Origin of the sequence: Oceanimonas pelagia (genome assembly GCF_030849025.1) — a bacterium.
Taxonomy (GTDB): domain Bacteria; phylum Pseudomonadota; class Gammaproteobacteria; order Enterobacterales; family Aeromonadaceae; genus Oceanimonas; species Oceanimonas pelagia.
In genome coordinates, this window is record NZ_CP118224.1 from 2,875,021 (window position 1) to 2,894,754 (window position 19,734).

The window sequence follows — 19,734 nt, forward strand, 5'->3', positions numbered from 1 at the left end:
GTGTGGAGAAAGCCATGTCAGCAGAATTTGATTATCGTACCACCGCCCAACGCGTTCTTGATATTGAAAAGGCGGCCCTGGACGGCCTTTATCAATATTTGGATGAGTCCTTCAATCACGCCTGCCGGCTGATGTTTGACTGCCCCGGCAAGGTGATTGTCACCGGCATGGGCAAATCGGGCCATATCGCCAACAAAATCGCCGCCACCCTGGCCAGCACCGGCACCCCCGCCTTTTACGTGCATCCGGGCGAGGCCAGCCATGGCGATCTGGGCATGATCGACAGCAAGGACGTGGTGCTGGCCCTGTCCAACTCCGGGGAAAGCGAGGAAATTATCGCCCTGCTGCCGGTGCTCAAGCGCCGCGGGCTCAAACTCATTTGCATGACCGGCAAGCCCGAGTCCACCATGGCGCGGGAAGCCGATGTACACCTGTGCACCCGGGTTGAACGGGAAGCCTGCCCGTTGGGCCTGGCGCCCACCGCCAGCACCACCGCCACCCTGGCCATGGGCGATGCCCTGGCGGTGGCGCTGCTGGAAGCCCGCGGCTTTACCGCCGACGACTTTGCCCTCAGTCACCCCGGCGGGGCCCTGGGCAAGCGGCTGCTGCTACGGGTAGCCGACGTGATGCACAAGGAAGAGCGGGTGCCCAGAGTAAGCCTGGATACCCTGGTTATCGACGCCCTGCTGGAGATCGGCCGCAGCGGCATGGGCTTTACCGCCGTGGTCGATGGCGAAGGCCGGCTGGCCGGCATCTATACTGACGGTGACCTGCGCCGCACCCTGGACCACAAGATAGATGTGCACAACACCCGCATCGCTCAGGTGATGACCCGCGGCTGCACCACTGTGCCTGCCGGCATGCTGGCGGCGGAGGCGGTCAAACTGATGGAAGAGAAAAAAATCAGCGGCCTGCTGGTGCTGGACGACGACCAGCGCCCGGTCGGGGCCTTTAACATGCACGATTTGCTGCGCGCGGGAGTGATCTGATGACGGTACAAACCCTGTACGGCGCCGTAACCAGGGACGTCTGGCAGCGGCTCAAGGACATTCGCCTGCTGATCTGCGATGTGGACGGCGTGCTGTCCGACGGCATGATCTACCTCGGCGACGAGGGCGAAGAATACAAGAGCTTTTGCACCCGGGACGGTTTCGGCATCAAGGCGGTGCTCAACGCCGGCATCGAGGTGGCGGTGATCACCGGACGCAGCTCGCGCATCGTCAGTGATCGCATGAGCGCCCTGGGCGTGCGTCACATTTATCAGGGCCAGAGCGACAAGCTGCACAGCTACGGCGAACTGCTGGACCGCCTGGTGCTCACGCCGCAACAGGTGGCCTACATCGGCGACGACGTGGTCGATCTGCCGGTCATGCAGCACTGTGGCCTGGGCGTGGCGGTGGCCGATGCCCACCCGCTGGTACTGCAGCGGGCCGGCTACACCACCCGCACTCCGGGAGGACACGGCGCGGTACGTGAACTGTGCGATCTGCTGCTCGATGCCCGTGGCCTGCTGGATCAGGCCGAGGGCATGAGCGTATGAGCCGCCAGACCTGGCTGTTTGGCGGCCTGTTCGTGGTGGCCCTGGCCACCTGGCAATGGTTTGGCACCGACCGCAATGCGCCCGCCAGCGAGCAGGATTTTCAGCCGGACTTCGTCGCCACCAACCTCACCAGCGTGCAGTATAACCGGTTGGGGCTGCCCTACCGGGGCATGCAGGCGGAGCACGCGGAGTACTACGAATCCCTGTCCATGACCCTGATGAAAAAACCTGTTATCTTGCTTTATTCCCCCGACGGCCGGCCCCAGTGGCGGCTGAGCGGAAATAACGGCACCATCAACACCGGCGACAACGCCGTGCTGACCGGCAACGTGGTGGGCAAGGGGCTGCAACCGGATGCCCTGGTGGAAACCCTGACCACCGAATATCTGGAAATGGACTTTATCAACAATCGACTGCGCTCCAACCAGAGAGTGCGGCTGGAAAGCCCGCAATACCAGGCGGAAGGCACGGGCCTGCGAGGCAAGCTGGATCAACAAACGGTGGAATTACTGAATGAAACCCGGGCAACTTATTTCAATCCTTAGTCTTGGCGGCCTGCTGGGCCTGGGTCAGGCACAGGCCAGAGACAGCGACTTTCGCCAGCCGGTGACCATAGACGCCGGCCGTCAGCTGGTAGAGCTGGCCGACAACAAGGTCACCTTTATCGACAAGGTGGTGGTCAAGCAGGGCAGTATAGACGTGCGTGCCAACGAGCTGGTGGTGATCCGCAACGAGCAGGGCCTGCAGTCGATGACCGCCAAGGGCAGCCCGGCCACCTATGAGCAGATCCTCAACAACGGCAAGCCGGTGCATGCCGAGGCCCGGGAAATTCACTACGACATGCGTGCCCGTACCATCACCCTGATCCGGGACGCCAAGCTCAAGCAGAACGACAATATCGTCACCGGCTACCGCATTCGCTACTTTATCGACAAGGAACAGATGGAAGCCGAAAGCCAGGGCGGCAAGGACAGGGTCACCACCATCTTCCTGCCCGACCAGGTGCAGGAGTTCGACAAGCAGGATAACAACTGAGCATGGCGATACTGAAAGCGCGTGGGCTGCAGAAAAGCTACAAGGGCCGCAAGGTGGTGGCCGACGTCAGCCTGACCGTCAACACCGGCCAGATCGTGGGCCTGCTCGGCCCCAACGGCGCCGGCAAGACCACTTCCTTTTACATGATAGTGGGCCTGGTGCAACGGGATGCGGGCAGCATCACCATAGACGGCCAGGACATCAGCCACGAGCCCATGCACGCGCGCGCCCGCGCCGGCATTGGCTACCTGCCTCAGGAGGCGTCCATTTTCCGCCGCCTGAGCGTGGCCGACAACCTGATGGCGGTATTGCAGACCCGCAAGGATCTCAACGCCGACGGCCGTAACGAGAAAATGGAACAGCTGCTGGAAGAGTTCAACATCACCCACATTCGCGACAGCCTGGGCATGAGCCTGTCCGGCGGCGAGCGCCGGCGGGTGGAGATCGCCCGGGCGCTGGCGGCAGATCCACGCTTTATTCTGCTCGACGAGCCCTTTGCCGGTGTGGATCCCATTTCTGTGATAGACATCAAGAAGATCATTCTGCACCTGAAGGATCGGGGCCTGGGTGTGCTGATCACCGACCACAACGTACGCGAAACCCTGGACGTGTGCGAAAAAGCCTATATTGTCAGTCATGGCCACCGCATCGCCGCCGGCACGCCGGCGGAAATCCTGGCCAATGAACAGGTCAAAAAGGTCTATCTCGGCGAACAATTCAGCCTTTGACGGCACCGCAATGCGGTTTATCAGGAAGGATGCTGCAACGAAATGAAGCCAACTCTTCAGTTACGCCTGGGCCAGCAGCTGACCATGACCCCCCAGTTGCAACAGGCCATTCGCCTGCTGCAACTGTCCAGCATGGAACTGCAACAGGAAATCCAGATGGCACTGGACAGCAATCCCCTGCTGGAGCAGGAAGAGCCGGACAGCATCAGGGTTGACGACAACCGCAACGAAGAGCAGATGGCCTCCGACACCGCCATGGAGCGCAACCAGCTGTCCGAAGAGCTGCCCATGGACACCAGCTGGGAAGAGGTGTACACCGCCTCTCCGGTCAGCGGCGGCGCGGGCCTGCCGGAAGGGCTGGAAGACACCGTCTACCAGGGCGAAACCACCGAGAGCCTGCAGGATTACCTGACCTGGCAGATGAACCTGACCCCCTTCAGCGACACCGATCAGGCCATTGCCCTGGCCATTATCGACGCCGTGGACGACGCCGGCTACCTCACCGCCAGCATCGATGACCTGCTGCAGGCGGTATCGGCGGAGGAGCTGGGCATCGAGGCCGATGAGGTGGAAGCGGTACTCAAGCGCATTCAGCACTTCGACCCCATCGGCGTGGCCGCCCGCAGCGTGCAGGAGTGCCTGAGCATTCAGCTCGAGCAGTTTCCCCCCGACACGCCCTGGCTGGCCGAGGCCCGCAATCTGCTGGCCCAGCACATGGACCTGCTCGGCAACCGGGACTACCGCAGCCTGCAGCGCAAGACCAAACTCAAGGAAGACGAACTGCGTGAGGTGCTGGCACTCATTCAGCAGCTCGAACCCAGACCCGGCAGCAGTATCATTCAGGGCGATTCCGAATACGTGATCCCCGATGTGGTGGTCACCAAACGCAGCGGCGTCTGGGTGGCGGAGCTCAACCCCGAGGCCATGCCCAAAATACGCCTCAACCAGACCTATGCGGCCCTGGCCAGCAAGCCCCGCAACAGCGAGGACGGCCAGTTTATCCGCAACCACCTGCAGGACGCCAAGTGGTTTCTCAAAAGCCTTGAAAGCCGAAATGAGACGCTGCTCAAGGTTGCCAATTGTATTGTTGAACAACAACAGGCATTCTTTGAGCATGGAGAAGAGGCCATGAAGCCCATGGTGCTGAACCATGTGGCCGAAGCGGTGGAGATGCACGAGTCCACCATCTCCCGGGTGACCACCCAGAAGTTCATGCACACTCCCAGAGGCGTGTTTGAACTCAAGTATTTCTTCTCCAGCCATGTGGGCACCGACGATGGCGGTGAGTGTTCTTCCACGGCAATTCGCGCCCTGATCAAGAAACTGGTCGGGGCGGAAAACCCGGCCAAGCCGCTGAGCGACAGCAAAATCGCCCAGTTGCTGGCCGACCAGGGGATTCAGGTGGCCAGGCGAACCATCGCCAAGTACAGGGAGTCACTGGCCATTCCCCCTTCCAATCAGCGCAAACGCCTGGTTTAAAGGCAACGACAGAAGGAAGACGTTATGCAAATCAACCTGACCGGACACCATGTCGAAATCACCGATGCACTCCGTGATTATGTAAACAGCAAGTTTTCCCGGCTGGAACGCCATTTCGATCACATCACCAATGCGCACGTCATCCTCAATGTGGAAAAAATGCAGCAAATCGCCGAGGCCAAGCTGCATGTGAGCGGCGGCGAGCTGTTTGCCAACGCCCAGCACGAAAACATGTATGCCGCCATCGATGGCCTCATCGACAAGCTGGATCGTCAGATCATCAAACACAAAGAGAAGCTCAAGCAAAAATAACCATGGAAGTCGCCGACATACTGAGCAGGGGCTGCACGCGCAGTGCGGTTCCCTGCACGAGCAAAAAACGTGCTCTGGAAATCATCAGCGAGCTGGCTGCCGAACATCTCCACATCGGCAGCCAGCCGCTTTTTGACTGTCTGCTGGCCCGGGAAAAAATGGGCAGTACCGGCATTGGCAACGGTATCGCCATTCCCCACGGCCGCATCGGCAACGACAACAAGGCGACGGCCGTTTTGCTCACCTTTGCCGAGCCGGTGGAGTTCGACGCCATCGACAATCAGCCGGTCGGCCTGGTGTTTGCCCTGCTGGTGCCGGAGCAGGAATGCAAGCAGCACCTGAAAACCCTGTCGCTGATCGCCGAGAAGCTCAGCAACAAACAGGTATGCCGGCAATTGCGTCAGGCCGGCAGCGACGAAGAACTCTACCAGATCATGATTTCAGCCTGAGGAGTCAACATGCAGCTGGTGATCGTCAGTGGTCGTTCCGGGTCGGGTAAGACCGTGGCCTTGCGGGTGCTCGAAGATCTCGGCCACTACTGCGTCGACAACCTGCCGGTGGCGCTGCTGCCGGAGCTGGTGCGGCTGCGCCGGGACAAGCCCGGCGCGGTGGCGGTGAGCATAGACGTGCGCAACCTGCCCGACAGTGCCGAGCAGCTGGAAGCCTTTCTGGCCGAAGTACGGGCCATGAATGAGGTTCAGCTTTCCAGCATTTTCATCGATGCCGACAACTCGGTGCTGATCCGCCGCTTTGGCGATACCCGCCGGCTGCATCCGCTGTCCCGCCACAGCCTGACCCTGGACGAGGCCATTCGCGAGGAAACCCACCTGCTGGCGCCGCTGTCGTCGGACGCGGATCTGCGCATCGACACCTCAAGCTTGAGCATTCACGACCTGAGCGAAATCATTCGCGAGCGCATTCTGGGCAAAAAGGAAAAGGAGCTGAACTGGGTGTTCGAGTCCTTTGGCTACAAGTACGGCGTCTCCAAGGACGCCGACTTCGTGTTTGACGCCCGCTTTCTGCCCAATCCCCACTGGATTGCCGAGCTGCGCCCCTACACCGGCCGGGATCAGCCGGTGGCCGACTACCTGGGCAGCCAGCCCGAGGTCATGAAATACCTGTGGCAGCTGGAAAACCTGCTGATCACCTGGATGCCCCACCTGGAGCGCAACAACCGCAGCTATGTCACCGTGGCCATCGGCTGCACCGGTGGCCAGCACAGATCCGTGTTCATTGCCGAGCAGCTGGCCCGGGTCTTTACACAACTGGGCAAGAGCGTGCAGTTGCGCCACCGCACCCTGGAAAAACGCCATGCCGAAAATTGAACGCAACCTGCAGATCGTCAACAAACTGGGGCTGCACGCCCGGGCCGCCATTCAGCTGGTGCAACTGACCCAGCAGTTCGACGCCGAGGTCACCGTGTGCAACCAGCAAAAACAGGCCCCCGCCAACAGCGTGATGGGCCTGCTGATGCTGGAAACCGCCCAGGGTCACGCCATTCGCGTGGTGGCGGACGGGCCGGATGCGGAAGCGGCCATGAACGCCGTGGCCCGGCTGGTGGCGGATCGTTTCAACGAATCGGAATAACCCTCAGCCGGACGCCGAATGACAGAACCACAGGAACAAAGCAGCACGCCGGATCACCTGGAGACCATTACCCAGGCGCTGAACAGCGGCATGTTCGTGCACGTGCGCCGAATGCTGCAGCAAATGCGCCCGGGCGACGTGGCCTGGCTGCTGGAAGCCTCGCCCAGCCCCAGCCGCAAGGTGCTGTGGCAGTTGATCGATCCCGACGATTACGGTGAAATTCTGGAAGAGCTGTCGGAAGAAGTACGCGACGGCATTATTCGGCTGATGGAGCCGGAAAAACTCGCCAGCGCCCTGGAAGACATGGAGTCGGACGATCTGGCCTATGTGCTTCGGGATCTGCCCGAGCAGCTGTTCAATCAGGTGCTCACCGAAATGGACGAGCAGGACCGGCACCGCGCCGAACTGGCCCTGTCCTACCCGGAAGACACCGCCGGCTCGCTGATGAACACCGAGTTCATCACCCTGCGCCCGGACGTCACCATCGATGTGGTGCTGCGCTACCTGCGGCGGCACACCGAGCTGCCGGAAGGCACCGACACCCTCTATGTGGTGGATAACGACAACCGGCTGCTGGGGGACATTTCCCTCGCCAGCCTGGTGGTGCAGTCTCCCACCACCACGGTGGCGGAGGCCATGGACACCTCGGTGGAAGCCATTCCCCTGACCATGACCGACACCGACGTCGCCAACCTGTTTGAACGCCACGACTGGCTGTCGGCGCCGGTGGTGGACGAAAACAACCAGCTGCTGGGGCGCATCACCATCGACGACGTGGTCGACATCATTCGCGAGGAAGGCGAACACTCCATGATGGGCATGGCCAAGATGGACGACGACGAGGACACCTTTGCCCCCGTGCTCACCAGTGCCCGCCGTCGCTCCTTCTGGCTGACCATCAACCTGGGCTCGGCGCTGGTGGCCGCCAGCGTGTCCAACATGTTCGAGGAAACCCTGTCCCAGCTGGCCACCCTGGCCATTCTGATGACCATAGTGCCCTCCATGGGAGGCATTGCCGGCAACCAGACCCTGGCGCTGGTGATCCGGGGCATGGCGGTAGGCCATATCGGCGACAGCAACGCCCGCTGGCTGCTCACCAAGGAAGCCCTGGTGGGGCTGATCAACGGCATGCTGTGGGCCCTGGCCATTTCGGTGGTGGTGGCACTGTGGAAAGGCAGCTGGGAAATCGGCCTGGTGATCGCCGCCGCCATGTTTATCAACCTGTCGGTGGCAGGCCTGGCCGGCGCCAGCATTCCGCTTATTATGAAACGCTTTAATATCGACCCGGCCCTGGCCGGCTCCATGGCCCTGACCACCATCACCGACACCGTGGGCCTGCTCTCCTTCCTCGGCCTGGCCACACTTATCCTGTTGCACTGACCGGGACTAGGGACTGACTGTATGGGTTCCAATCCCCAGTCACCCGTCCCCGATCCCGGTTTTTACTGTCCTGCAATCTTCATATTGTCGATCAGCACGGAGCCGGTATGCAGGCTGGAGCGGGTTTCCACGTCGGTGCCGATGGCCTGAATGCCGGCGAACATGGTTTTCAGGTTACCGGCAATGGTGATCTCTTCCACCGGGTAGGCAATTTCGCCGTTCTCTACCCAGAAGCCGGCGGCGCCCCGGGAATAGTCGCCGGTGACGATGTTCACCCCCTGCCCCATCATTTCGGTCACCAGCAGGCCGGTGCCCATTTGCTTCAACAGTTCGTCATGGCTCTGGCCGCTGCTCGACACCGTCCAGTTGTGAATACCGCCGGCATGGCCGGTGACCGGCAGGCCCAGCTTGCGCGCCGAATAACTGGTCAGCAGGTAGGTCTGCAACACGCCGTTTTCGATGATGTTGCGCTCAAGGGTACGCACCCCTTCGTTGTCGAACGGAGCACTGGCCAGCCCCTTGTGGAGGTGCGGCTGCTCATGAATGGTGAGCCAGTCGGGAAACAGTTGCTCGCCGCAGGCGTCGAGCAGAAAGGATGACTTGCGATACAGGTTGCCGCCACTGATGGCCATCACCAGATGGCCAAACAGGCCCGAGGCCACGTCCGGATGAAACAGTACCGGCGCCTGGGTGGTGCCGATCTTGCGGCCCCCCAGACGACCGAGGGTGCGGCTCACCGCCTCGTCGGCCACCTTTTCTGGCGCCCACAGATCGTCAAAGTGGCGGGCCGAGGTATAACCGTATTCCCGCTGCATGTCGCCATCCTGCTCGCCGATGAGCACACAGCTCATGCCGTAGCGGGAGCCGGCATAGCCCTTGATAAAGCCGTGGCTGTTGCCATAGACCCGAATGCCCACATTGGCGGAAAAGCTGGCGCCGTCCGACTGCTTGATGCGCTTGTCCCGGCCCAGTGCCGCGCGCTCACAGCGCAGTGCCAGCTCGATGCCCTCGGCGGGCTCCATGGCGCGGGGAAAACACAGCTCAAGCGCGGGCGCCTCCCAGGCCAGCTGATCGGCATCGGCCAGGCCGGCGTGAGGATCGGCGGTGGTGTAACGGGAAATATCCAGCGCCGCCGCCACGGTGCGGGCAATGGCGTCGGGACGCAGATCCGAGGTGGAGGCCGAGCCCTTGCGGCCGTCCCGGTACACGGCGATGCCCAGGGCACCATCCTTGTTGAATTCAATGTTTTCCAGCTCGGCATTACGGGTATTGACCGACAGCCCGGTCTGCTTGCTGATGGACACTTCCGCCGCCTCGGCACCCAGGCGTCTGGCGCTTTCCAGCGCCTGCTCTACCGCCAGCTCAAGCTGGCGCTGTTCGGTTTGAATCTCTTCGGGAGTCATAATGAATTCGCTGGTTCCGTTTGCAGTTAGCATAACAGACCCCTGCGCCCCTTGGGAGAAGCTGGTAGAATAATCGCAATCCACGATCTGCAAGAGAAATGCCATGCGCCATCACGACGACCATCCCGACCACGACGACGACATCGAGTGGGTCAGCAAGAGTGAAATGAAGCGGGAAAGCCACGCCCTGCAGCAACTGGGCATGGACCTGGTCAGGCTCAAGGCCAGCGATCTGGCCAAGGTGCCGCTGGATGAAGAGCTGAAGGACGCCATCGCCCTGGCGCACAAGCTGTCCAACAAGCGCGAGGCCCTGCGCCGCCACCTGCAGTTTATCGGCAAGCTGATGCGCAGCCGCGACGTCACCGCCATTCGCGAGGCGCTGAATGCCTTTGATCAGAAGAACGCCGTGGTCAATGCCCACTTTCACCGGCTGGAGCAGTGGCGGGACAGGCTTATCCGCGAGGGCGACAAGGCCGTGGACGCGCTGCTGGCCGAGCACCGTGGCCTGGACCGGCAGAAACTGCGCCAGCTCGCCCGCACCGGCCGCAAGGAGCAGGCCGCCGGCCTGCCACCCAAGGCCTACCGGGAGCTGTTCCAGTACCTGAAACAAAACCTGGAGCCGTAAGAATCTGGTTGCCGCTGCGCGGCAATTTGCGGGCAGGCTGTCCCTATTCAGGGACAAGACCCGCGCTCCCAATAACAACGCCGGCATTATGCCGGCGTTTTTTGCTTTCAGGGGCGGCTTACTGGGTGCCGCCCACCGTCATACGATCCAGCTTGAGGGTAGGCTGGCCCACCCCGACCGGCACGCTCTGGCCGTCCTTGCCACACACGCCCACACCGGCGTCCAGGCTCAGATCGTTGCCCACCATGGACACCTGGCTCATGGCCTCGGGGCCGTTGCCGATCAGGGTCGCGCCCTTGATCGGCGCGGTCAGCTTGCCGTCCTCGATCAGGTAGGCTTCCGAGGCGGAGAATACGAACCGGCCCGAGGTGATGTCCACCTGACCACCGCCGAAATTGGGGGCGTAAATACCCTTCTTCACGCTGCGAATGATCTCTTCCGGTGGCGTCTCGCCGGCCAGCATGTAGGTGTTGGTCATGCGCGGCATGGGCAGGTGGGCATAGGACTCGCGCCGGCCGTTGCCGGTGGGCGCCATGCCCATCAGCCGGGCATTGAGCTTGTCCTGCATATAGCCCTTGAGCACACCGTTTTCGATCAGCACGTTATAGCCGCTGGGGGTACCCTCGTCGTCTATGGTCAACGAACCACGGCGATCGGACAGGGTGCCGTCGTCCACTATGGTACACAGGGAGGACGCCACCTTTTCACCAATGCGGCCGGAATAGGCGGAGGAGCCCTTGCGGTTGAAGTCCCCTTCCAGGCCATGGCCCACCGCCTCGTGCAGCAGCACACCGGGCCAGCCGGCCCCCAGCACCACCGGCATGGTGCCGGCGGGGGCGTCCACCGCCTCCAGGTTTACCAGCGCCTGACGTACCGCTTCCTTTACATAGCCCATGGCGCGGGGCTGGCCGTCTAGCTCTTCCAGAAAATAGTCGTAGCCGAAGCGGCCGCCGCCGCCGCTGCTGCCGCGCTCACGGCGGCCGTTGCGCTCGGCCAGCACCGAGCAGTTGAGCCGTACCAGCGGGCGCAGATCCGTGGCCAGGGTACCGTCGGTGGCCAGCACCAGCACCTCTTCGTACACGCCGGAAATGGAGGCGATCACCTGGGTCACGGCGGGATCCAGACTGCGGGCAAAGGCGTCCATCTGCTGCAGCAGGGCAATTTTCTGCTCCCGGGGCAGGCTGTCGAGGGGGTTTACCCCCGCATAGCGGGCAGTCACCGGCTGCTGCCGGCCCACCTTGAAACGGCCGTCGCCACCGTGAGCGGCAATGCCCCGGGCGGCGCTCACCGCCTGATCCAGGGCGGCGGCGGTGAGCTCGTCGGAATAGGCAAAGCCGGTCTTCTCGCCGCTCACGGCGCGCACCCCCACGCCCTGCTCGATGTTGTAGCTGCCGTCCTTGACGATGCCGTCTTCCAGCACCCAGGACTCGTGCACGCTGTTCTGAAAATACAGATCGGCAAAGTCGATCTGGTGGCGGCTGAGCCGCGCCAGCTGGGCATCCAGCAGAGCCATGTCCAGCTCGTTGGGCACCAGCAGGCTTTGGTTGATCTGTTCAATACTCATTCGTTGTCTCTCCACACCGCCCGCAGGCGGGCATGTTGGGCCACTGGCATGTCACGACGCACGCGCTCGAGGCGTTCACGCTCTAGGGGGGCACACACCAGCCCTTCCTCATCGGGCAGGCAGGCACACACCTCACCCCAGGGATCCAGAATCACCGAATGCCCCCAGGTCTGACGCCCGCCGGCGTGCACGCCCACCTGATCGGCGGCCAGCACGTAGCACTGGTTCTCAATGGCCCTGGCCTGCAACAGCGGCAGCCAGTGCGCCTGTCCGGTCACCCGGGTAAAGGCCGCCGGCACCATTAAAATTTCGGCCCCCTGCTCGCGCAGGGCGCGATACAACTCGGGAAAACGCAGATCATAACAGATAGACAGGCCCAGGCGACCAAAGGGACTGTCCACCACGCACAGTTCACTGCCCGGGCTGAAGCTGTCCGACTCCCGGTAACGGCCGTGGCCGTCGGCCACGTCCACATCAAACAGGTGCAGCTTGTGATAGTGTGCAACCCGCTGCCCCCGATCATCATACACCAGGCAACTGGTGTGCAGTTTGTCGCTGCCGTCAATACGGGTGGGCAGGGAGCCCGCCACCAGCCAGATGCCCAGGCGTTGCGCCTGCGCTGCCAGCCAGTCCTGCACCGGGCCTTCCCCCAGAGGCTCGGCCACACGCTGCACCGCCTCGCGGCCGCCAAATGCCACAGCGTTTTCCGGCAACAGCACCAGCAGCGGCCGGGTGGCGGGCAATTGCGCCAGCAGGGCCGCTATGCGCTCACGGTTGGCGGGCCAGTCGGCGCCGGCATTCAGTTGCAGGGCTACCAGTTCCATTCATCACTCCTTGTCGGTTTGCGGCAGGCGTATTCGGTTTCGCTCCCGGCCCAGCTCGCTGACCTGCGGGCTGGCCAGCGGGCCACTCACACCGTAACGAATACGGGTAAATACATCTACCACGGGGCCCAGTACCTTGGACAGAGCCAGCACATACAACCCGGTCACCGGGGTCACCGCAAAGGCCGCCAGCACCGGCAGGTTGCCGGTGAGATTGGGGGTAAAGTCAAAGCGGTAATCCAGCCGCTCCGCCGCCAGATCCACCCGCCCGCGTCCGGCCAGATCCCCGGCGGCGCCTTTCAGCAGAAAATCATCGTTGTGCAGCACACCGTTGCTGAACTCGCCGTGAGCGGTAATGCTGTCAAAGTAAAAACCGTCTTCAAACACATCGCGAAAGTCCAGCCGCAGCCGGCGCAGCACCGACTCCATGCTCAGCACCGACAGCAGGCCGGCGCCCTTGTCGCTGACCCCGGTGAGCACGCCGGCGCCGGTTTCCACGCTGACGCGGCCGTTCAGGGTGGCGGGGTTCGGCTGCCAGGGCAATCCGGGCCAGCTCAGCTCCCCTTCCAGCAGCGCCTGGGTGTCCCGGAACGGTGATGACCGGCCCATGGCCTGCCACAGCGCCTGCAACGACCGGGCGCCGCCCTGCCACTGCAACCGGCTGATGTCGCCCCCCTCATGCTGCAGCCAGCGTCCCTGGGCCCGGCCCTGCAACTGGGGGCCGTCGAGCCAGAGATCGTCGAGCTGCACGCCGTTTTCATCGGCAAGCGGGGTCAGCTGAAAGCCGGCCTTGCCCAGGGACAGCTCGTGCCAGCGACAGTCGTCGCAGCGAAACACCAGCGCCGGTATCTGCGCCGGCGCCAACCGGCCCACCGCGGGCCCGTTTTCACCCAACCCGGGGCTCAGCCACAAGCGCTCAAAGCGAGCGGTAACCGGCTCGTGATTGCCCCAGGCCACTTCCCCTTTGGCCTGCCGGGCATTCACTTCCAGCCGCTGCCGCCCCGCCTCGGCGGGGCTCAGGTTCAGCCGCAGATCGCTGAGCGGCTGACGCCACAGCTCGCCGCGGTCGGCCCGCACCAGCGCCCGGTAGCGCGCGGGCCAGTGCAGCGCCAGCCCGGAAACCTGCTTGCCATTGGCACCGCCACTGGCCAAAGCCAGCCAGTCGTCCAGTTTCAGCTCGGCCAGGTGCGCGGCCACATCCAGCGGTGCCCGGGGCGGTTTGGCCAGGGCACCGCCGGCGTTCAGCCACAACCGCTTCACATGCACGCCGTCGGCGGCAAAGGCCAGCCTGACATCGGCATCAATATCCGGCGCCAGGTTCAGCCGCGCCTGAGCCTGGGTCACATCACCGGACAGGCTAAGTTGTAATGGCCGCTCCCGCTGTGCCGCCTTGCCCAGGGGAGTGGGCAGACGGCTGCCCAGGCCGGCCAGATTGGAACCCAGATCGGCCTCGTAATGCACTGTGCCCTGCGTCAGGTTCAGCCGGACCTTGCCCTGCCAGCCGGTCTCGCCGTTCAGGCCGGCCAGCCGGGGCCGCGCCCGGCTCAGGGCCTGAGCCTGCAGCCGGCCGGCCAGGCCGATATCGGCCCGGTAACCGGCCTCGGTCACCCGGCCCGTATACTCCACCGTCAGTGGCTGGCCCAGCCAGCGGGCCTTAAGCTGCTGCAGCTCCGTCTGCTTTTCATCAAAATACAGGGTGCCGTGCACCTGACTCAGGGGCATGGCCAGAGGCACCACCCGCACCTCGTTGCCGGCAAAGCTCACCTCGCCCTGCACGCCCACGGGCCCACCGCTCAGGGGAATATCCAGGCCCAGCCGGCCGGTCAGCGGCCCGGATACCTGCACCTGCCTCAGGGTGGTGCCCACCGAGCCGGCCAGGGGGGAGCTCTGCAGATAGGCGGTCACCGCCTCGCCGGCGCCGGCAACACCGGCCTCGAGCTTGAGCCGGGCACTGCGGTTGAGGGGCACAATGCGGGCGTCGATGTTTTCCGCCCGGGCCTCGCCCAGGCGCCCGTGAGGGCCGCGCATGTACAGGCCGTCGTTTTCAAACAGCAGGTCCAGATCGAGGTCGGTCAGCGGCTGCCAGCGGGGATCAAAACGGAATTCGGCGTCGCGCAGGGGCACCCGGGCCTGAAAAATGCCGCTGCCGTCGCGGTAGGGAAAGCGGTTGAGCCGGCCATACCAGAGCACCTCGGCGTGCTCGGCATGACCATCGCGAATGGCGCCCTGCAGGTAGTCCACCAGCCGGGTGCCCATTACCGGCTCGGGCAGGTAATGGCCGGCACGGCCGGCACGGTGCAGATCCACCCGGGCCGAGGCGCTGAGCAGAGGCGACTCGCCGGCAGGCAATTGCAGGCTGAACCAGGCGTCCAGGCTCAGATCGTCGCCCTCTATTTCCAGCCGGTCGCTCCACAGCCACCAGCCCTCGGGCCGCTGTTGCCATTGCAGCTCGGCGTTCCATGCCTTAATGGGCCAGGGGGCGCGAAAGGCCTTGTCCCACTGCCAGTCGGCCGGTGCCGCCTGCGTCAGGGTCAGCCGGCCGCCGTCGGCGGCCACCGCAAAGCGACCGTGAATGCCCCGGGTTTGCGGCACCCAGCCAAAGGCCCGGGTACTGACGTCATGCAGTTCACCGTCCAGCCGCCAGTCGCTGCCATCGGCGCTGGCGGCAAGGCGCAGCCCCGCCAGCTGCCCTTCCGGGGCGATCCCGGCCAACTGGTGAGCCGCCCCGGGCCAGTAGTATTCGCCCCACTGGGCCAGCAGCGCCAGATCGGTCAGGCTGAGCCTGTCCAGATAGCCACTGAGCTGATCGTCATGGCGATCAAGCCGTACCCGCCAGCGGGGCCAGGCCTCGCCGTCGACGCTGATGTCGATGTCGCTGCTGGCCAGTTGCCAGCCGCTGCCGGTGGGCTGCCACTGAATGCGGCCGCCGTCCACCGCTATGGTATGGCCGTCACCCCAGCCGGCGCGGTTACGCCCCAGGGTGAGCAGGGCCGCCTGCAGTTCACCCTGCTGCCACTCCAGCCAGGCCTCAAACGACAGCTCGGCCACAACGCCCTTATCGGCGGGACGCACCCGGGCCAGCAGCGGACTGGCGTCCACGCCGTCGGCCTGCAGGTAAATGCCGCCGCTCAGGTGCTCGGGGTCGCCTTCCAGCCGGCCCTTGAACACAAATTGCTGGCCGTCACCGGTGCCAAAACCGAGACGTCCTTCGCCCTGATGCAGGCCGGGCTGGTTGCGCCAGCGCAGGGAAGGAATATGCAGCGCCAGCAGCGGCCGGTTCGGGCTGTTCAGCTCCAGTTGCGCATCCACCAGGGTGAACCGGGCCACCCCCTGCAGCGCCAGGGTGCGCAGGGCCTCGAGATCGGTGTTGCCGGATTCAGGATTTTGCGACGGACCCAGCGGCAGCCGCAGGCCGTCGAGGGTGACCTCGTTGAGCACCGGCCGCCACTGGCGCAGGCTCTGCCACAGCTGCACGTCGATCAGCGCCCGGCGCAGGGTCAGATCCGGATGTGCCGGGCGCTGCAGGCGCACCTTTTCCAGCACCAGCACCGGCCCGTAATCCTGCCAGTCCAGCCCCAGGCCACCGATGTTCAGGGTGAGCTGGTGTTCACTCAGCAGCCGGTCGAGCCACTGTTGTTGCAGGGAGGCCAGCCAGGGTGAGCCGAAGCGCAGCAGGGTGACCAGCAGGGCCAGCATCACCGCGCCGGCGGCCAGGCCGAACCAGGCCCAGCTCAGGCTGCGTCTCAACACTACATCATTACCACGTCGAACTGCTCCTGATTATACAGGGGCTCACTGTTGACCCTGACCTGCTTGCCGATAAACACCTCCAGCTCGGCCAGCATGTGGGACTCGTCTTCCTGCAGCGCATCGGCCACGGCGGTGGAGGCATAGACCACGAACTTGTCGGCGTCGTAGGCCTTGTTGACCCGCAGGATCTCCCGCAGGATTTCGTAGCTGACGGTTTCCACGGTTTTGACCCGGGCCCGGCCGTTACACTCGGGGCAGGCGTCACAGAGCACGTGCTCCAGGCTTTCCCGGGTGCGCTTGCGGGTCATCTCCACCAGCCCCAGCTGGGAAAAACCGTTGACGTTGGTCTTGGCCCTGTCCCTGGACAGCGCCAGCTCCAGGCTGTGCAGCACCCGGCGCTTGTGATCGTCATCGTACATGTCGATGAAATCGATGATGATGATGCCCCCCAGATTGCGCAGCCGCAACTGGCGGGCAATGGCCTGGGTGGCCTCGATGTTGGTGTTGAAGATGGTTTCTTCGAGGTTACGGTGGCCGACAAAGGCGCCGGTGTTGATGTCGATGGTGGTCATGGCCTCGGTCTGATCGATGATCAGATATCCTCCCGACTTGAGCTCCACCTTGCGATCCAGCGCGCGCTGAATTTCGTTTTCCACATCGTAGAGATCGAAGATGGGCGCATTGCCCTGGTAGTATTCGATGCGCCCGGACAGCTCGGGCACAAACTCGTCCACAAAGGTGCGCAGGGCATCGCAGGTTTCCCGGGAGTCCACACGAATGCGATCCAGCTCGGCGCCGACAAAATCGCGCACGATGCGAAACGCCAGCCGCAGATCCTCGTAGAGCATGGAGCAGGACGGATACTTGCCCCGGCGCTCCTGGATTTTGCGCCACAGCCGCTTGAGAAAGGCGGCGTCCTGGGCCAGCTCCTGCTCGCCGATGCCCTCGGCGGCGGTGCGAATGATAAAGCCGCCCTGTTCATCCACATGCTCGGCGGCCAGCCGCTTGAGCCGGTCCCGCTCCTGCTCGGAGTCGATGCGCTGGGACACCCCCACATAGGCGCTGCCGGGCATGAACACCAGATAGCGGGACGGCAGGGTGATGTCGGTGGTGAGGCGGGCACCCTTGGTGCCGAGCGGATCTTTCACCACCTGCACCATGATGTCCTGGCCCTGGCGCACCAGTTCGGCGATGTTGCCCGCCTGAAAATGGGCCTGCTCACGGGTGTCGACACATTCGGTGTGCGGCACGATGTCGGAGGCGTGCAGAAAGGCGGCGCGCTCGCCGCCGATGTCCACAAAGGCCGCCTGCATGCCCGGCAGCACCCGGCTGACCTTGCCCTTGTAGATGTTGCCGACAATGCCGCGCCGGGCCTGACGCTCGATGTGCACTTCCTGCAGGATACCGTTTTCCACCAGGGCGACCCGGGTCTCTGCCGGGGTCATATTGATAATCAGCTCTGCAGACATGATGGCTCCGCCAGTGAGAAAGTAGGGAAAGTCTTAAGCTAACACAGAATGGCGGTTTTCCGGTGTCCGGATCAGCCGGTGACCACCCCGCCACGCTGCAGCAGCGCCTCGGTTTCCACCAGCGGCAGACCCACCACGGCGCTGTAACTGCCGTGAATGCGCGCCACAAAGCGTCCGCCCAGCCCCTGGATGCCGTAGCCACCGGCCTTGTCGGCGGGCTCGCCGGTGCGCCAGTAACGGTCGATATCGGCTTCGCTCAGGGCACGAAAGGTCACTTCCGTGGTGACCAGCACCACCTCGCAGCCGCCGCCGGTGGCCAGCGCCATGGCGGTCATCACTTCATGGCATCGCCCCGACAGCCGGCGCAGCATGGCCTTGCCGTGGGCCTCACTCTGCGGCTTTTCCAGCACCTCGCCGTCCACCACTACGATGGTGTCACCGCCCAGCACCGGCAACGGCCGCGGCGCCAGCGCCGCCCCCGCCTGCGCCTTGCTTTGCGCCAGTCGCTGCACATAGTCGGTGGCGGCCTCACCCGGCCGCTGCCGCTCTTCCACCTCGGGGCGCACCAGCTCAAAGCTTACTCCCAGCTGGGCCAGCAGTTCACGGCGGCGGGGGGAGGCCGAGGCCAGGTACAGGGCGGTGGTCATCGAGTTTCCTCAGGTCAGGGCAAACTGGCGCCGGCACTTGCGCAACAGCAAAAAGATCCAGGGCCAGAACACCATGCTGCTGACGATGGACCAGAAGTAGTGGTAATCCACCTGGATATCCCGATTGAGGTAGGCGGTCCAGAAGATCAGCAGCTTGTTGAGCATCACCAGGCCCCCCACCACAAAGGCCTGCTGCCACACCGAGTAGTTGCGCATACGCTGAAACTGGGAGGCGGCCAGATACACCGGAATCACCAGCGCCAGGGCGCGCACTCCCAGCACCGAGCCCAGCAGCAGATCCAGCAGCAGGCCAGCCACAAAGGCGGTGCCCACATTGGCCCGGTGCGGCAGGGCGATGGCCCAGTAGATCAGGGTGATCAGCAGCCAGTCGGGGCGAAACGGCGCGATCAGATCCGGCAGTGGCAGAATCGACAGCATCAGCGCCAGCGCCAGGCTGGCCATGATGCCCACCCGACTGCGCAGGGGAAAGGCGCTCATGAGCTCTCCTTGTCGTTGGCCGTGGCCGGTTCCGGCTCGGTAACCCTGGGCTCGGGCCACAACAGCAGCAGGTAGCGCACCCGGCCGAGGGCGGCAAAGGGCGTCACCCGAATATCGGCAAAGGCATGGCCTTCCTCATAGCCCACGTGAGTGACCCGACCCACCGGATAGCCCTCGGGAAAACGCCCGGCCAGGCCCGAGCTGAGCAGCACGTCGCCTTCCTGAATGTCGGTATTGCGGGTAATGTTGTCGAGCACCAGCCGGTCCAGCCGGCCGCTGCCGCTGGCAATGGCGCGCAAATCATTGCGCGCCACCCGCACCGGAATGCCGTGGCTGATGTCGGTGATCAGCAGCACCCGGCTGGTGGTCTGCCCCACCGAGATCACCTGGCCCACCACGCCCTGCTCGTTGAGCACCGGCTGGCCTTCAAACACCCCCTGCCGGCTGCCCTTGTCGATCACCACCTGGTGAGAAAAGGGATCCGTGTCCACCGCCATGATCTCGGCCACCATGCGCCGGGCGTCGCGCTGCACCGGCGAGCCCAGCAGCTCGCGCAGGCGCTGGTTTTCCTGCTCCAGATGGCGCAGGCGCAGCAGGTCATCCCGCAGCAGAAACAGCTCCCGTTCCATGCGCTCGGTCTGGTTCAGCAGCGCCTGGCGCGACATCAACTGGGTAGAGGCGGAGTCCAGCAACAGCCGCGGACTGTTGGCCATGTACTGCAGCGGGCTGACCAGGGAGTTGAGGTAAAGCTTGATATCGGTAAAGGACTGGTAGCGGCTGTCGGCCACCATCAGGGCAAGGCTGGCCAGCACCGCCAGGGTCAGGCGAATGGGCAGGGAAGGGCCGCGACCAAATATGGGTTTCATCACAAAAAAGGCAGGCCGGTCACCCGG

General features: G+C 63.8%; 20 protein-coding genes. 12 read left to right on the forward strand and 8 right to left on the reverse strand.

Features of this window, described 5'->3' with window-relative positions; genetic code table 11:
- The first annotated feature begins 14 nt into the window (after window positions 1–14).
- From PU634_RS13795 to mgtE, 11 genes are read left to right on the forward strand one after another with little or no spacing between them, the layout of a single operon-like run.
- Window positions 15–989 carry a KpsF/GutQ family sugar-phosphate isomerase gene (locus PU634_RS13795; RefSeq protein ID WP_306761357.1) on the forward strand — a complete coding sequence of 325 codons (975 nt, stop codon included), beginning with the start codon at window positions 15–17 and terminating at the stop codon, window positions 987–989.
- Window positions 986–1,540: a 3-deoxy-manno-octulosonate-8-phosphatase KdsC gene (gene kdsC, locus PU634_RS13800; protein ID WP_306763697.1), complete on the forward strand. Its 555-nt coding sequence runs from the start codon at window positions 986–988 to the stop codon at window positions 1,538–1,540. Before PU634_RS13795 ends, kdsC begins: the two co-directional genes overlap by 4 nt.
- Window positions 1,537–2,085 (forward strand): LPS export ABC transporter periplasmic protein LptC, encoded by a 549-nt coding sequence (lptC, locus tag PU634_RS13805; RefSeq protein ID WP_306761358.1) that lies wholly within the window; start codon window positions 1,537–1,539, stop codon window positions 2,083–2,085. Before kdsC ends, lptC begins: the two co-directional genes overlap by 4 nt.
- A complete protein-coding gene (gene lptA, locus PU634_RS13810; protein ID WP_306761359.1) occupies window positions 2,054–2,575 on the forward strand; it encodes a lipopolysaccharide transport periplasmic protein LptA in 522 nt (173 codons plus the stop codon). The genes lptC and lptA overlap by 32 nt, the downstream gene beginning before the upstream one ends.
- A gap of 2 nt (window positions 2,576–2,577) precedes the next feature.
- A complete protein-coding gene (gene lptB, locus PU634_RS13815; RefSeq protein WP_306761360.1) occupies window positions 2,578–3,303 on the forward strand; it encodes an LPS export ABC transporter ATP-binding protein in 726 nt (241 codons plus the stop codon).
- A 42-nt stretch (window positions 3,304–3,345) separates the two neighbouring features.
- Window positions 3,346–4,782 (forward strand): RNA polymerase factor sigma-54, encoded by a 1,437-nt coding sequence (locus PU634_RS13820; RefSeq protein WP_306761361.1) that lies wholly within the window; start codon window positions 3,346–3,348, stop codon window positions 4,780–4,782.
- 24 nt (window positions 4,783–4,806) lie between these two features.
- On the forward strand, window positions 4,807–5,094 hold the full coding sequence (hpf, locus tag PU634_RS13825; protein ID WP_014291323.1) for a ribosome hibernation promoting factor: 288 nt from the start codon (window positions 4,807–4,809) through the stop codon (window positions 5,092–5,094).
- A gap of 2 nt (window positions 5,095–5,096) precedes the next feature.
- A complete protein-coding gene (gene ptsN, locus PU634_RS13830) occupies window positions 5,097–5,543 on the forward strand; it encodes a PTS IIA-like nitrogen regulatory protein PtsN (RefSeq protein ID WP_306761362.1) in 447 nt (148 codons plus the stop codon).
- 9 nt (window positions 5,544–5,552) lie between these two features.
- Window positions 5,553–6,419: an RNase adapter RapZ gene (gene rapZ / locus PU634_RS13835; RefSeq protein ID WP_306761363.1), complete on the forward strand. Its 867-nt coding sequence runs from the start codon at window positions 5,553–5,555 to the stop codon at window positions 6,417–6,419.
- Window positions 6,406–6,681 (forward strand): HPr family phosphocarrier protein, encoded by a 276-nt coding sequence (locus PU634_RS13840; RefSeq protein WP_306761364.1) that lies wholly within the window; start codon window positions 6,406–6,408, stop codon window positions 6,679–6,681. The genes rapZ and PU634_RS13840 overlap by 14 nt, the downstream gene beginning before the upstream one ends.
- Window positions 6,682–6,699: 18 nt before the next feature.
- Window positions 6,700–8,061: a magnesium transporter gene (gene mgtE / locus PU634_RS13845; protein WP_306761365.1), complete on the forward strand. Its 1,362-nt coding sequence runs from the start codon at window positions 6,700–6,702 to the stop codon at window positions 8,059–8,061.
- Between the two features lie 62 nt (window positions 8,062–8,123).
- Here mgtE and pmbA read toward each other — a convergent pair whose 3' ends face one another.
- Complete coding sequence (gene pmbA / locus PU634_RS13850) at window positions 8,124–9,464, reverse strand: metalloprotease PmbA (protein ID WP_371319606.1); 1,341 nt, start codon at window positions 9,462–9,464, stop codon at window positions 8,124–8,126.
- A 103-nt stretch (window positions 9,465–9,567) separates the two neighbouring features.
- Here pmbA and yjgA point away from each other — a divergent pair, with 103 nt between their 5' ends.
- Complete coding sequence (yjgA, locus tag PU634_RS13855; RefSeq protein WP_306761366.1) at window positions 9,568–10,089, forward strand: ribosome biogenesis factor YjgA; 522 nt, start codon at window positions 9,568–9,570, stop codon at window positions 10,087–10,089.
- A 118-nt stretch (window positions 10,090–10,207) separates the two neighbouring features.
- Here the strand turns inward: yjgA and tldD are convergent, their stop codons facing one another.
- From tldD to mreC, 7 genes are all read right to left on the reverse strand, one after another.
- The gene (gene tldD / locus PU634_RS13860; protein WP_306761367.1) at window positions 10,208–11,653 is read right to left on the reverse strand and encodes a metalloprotease TldD; all 1,446 of its coding nucleotides are present in this window, start codon (window positions 11,651–11,653) and stop codon (window positions 10,208–10,210) included.
- A complete protein-coding gene (locus PU634_RS13865; protein ID WP_306761368.1) occupies window positions 11,650–12,477 on the reverse strand; it encodes a carbon-nitrogen hydrolase family protein in 828 nt (275 codons plus the stop codon). Before PU634_RS13865 ends, tldD begins: the two co-directional genes overlap by 4 nt.
- 3 nt (window positions 12,478–12,480) lie before the next feature.
- Window positions 12,481–16,227 carry a YhdP family protein gene (locus PU634_RS13870; protein ID WP_306761369.1) on the reverse strand — a complete coding sequence of 1,249 codons (3,747 nt, stop codon included), beginning with the start codon at window positions 16,225–16,227 and terminating at the stop codon, window positions 12,481–12,483.
- Complete coding sequence (gene rng, locus PU634_RS13875; protein WP_306761370.1) at window positions 16,227–17,696, reverse strand: ribonuclease G; 1,470 nt, start codon at window positions 17,694–17,696, stop codon at window positions 16,227–16,229. Before rng ends, PU634_RS13870 begins: the two co-directional genes overlap by 1 nt.
- A 71-nt stretch (window positions 17,697–17,767) precedes the next feature.
- Complete coding sequence (locus PU634_RS13880) at window positions 17,768–18,343, reverse strand: Maf family protein (protein WP_306761371.1); 576 nt, start codon at window positions 18,341–18,343, stop codon at window positions 17,768–17,770.
- Between the two features lie 9 nt (window positions 18,344–18,352).
- Entirely contained in the window at window positions 18,353–18,841 is a 489-nt protein-coding gene (mreD, locus tag PU634_RS13885) for a rod shape-determining protein MreD (RefSeq protein ID WP_306761372.1), read from the reverse strand.
- Window positions 18,838–19,707, reverse strand: coding sequence for a rod shape-determining protein MreC (gene mreC, locus PU634_RS13890; RefSeq protein ID WP_306761373.1), 870 nt, complete (start codon window positions 19,705–19,707; stop codon window positions 18,838–18,840). The genes mreD and mreC overlap by 4 nt, the downstream gene beginning before the upstream one ends.
- Window positions 19,708–19,734: the final 27 nt, after the last annotated feature.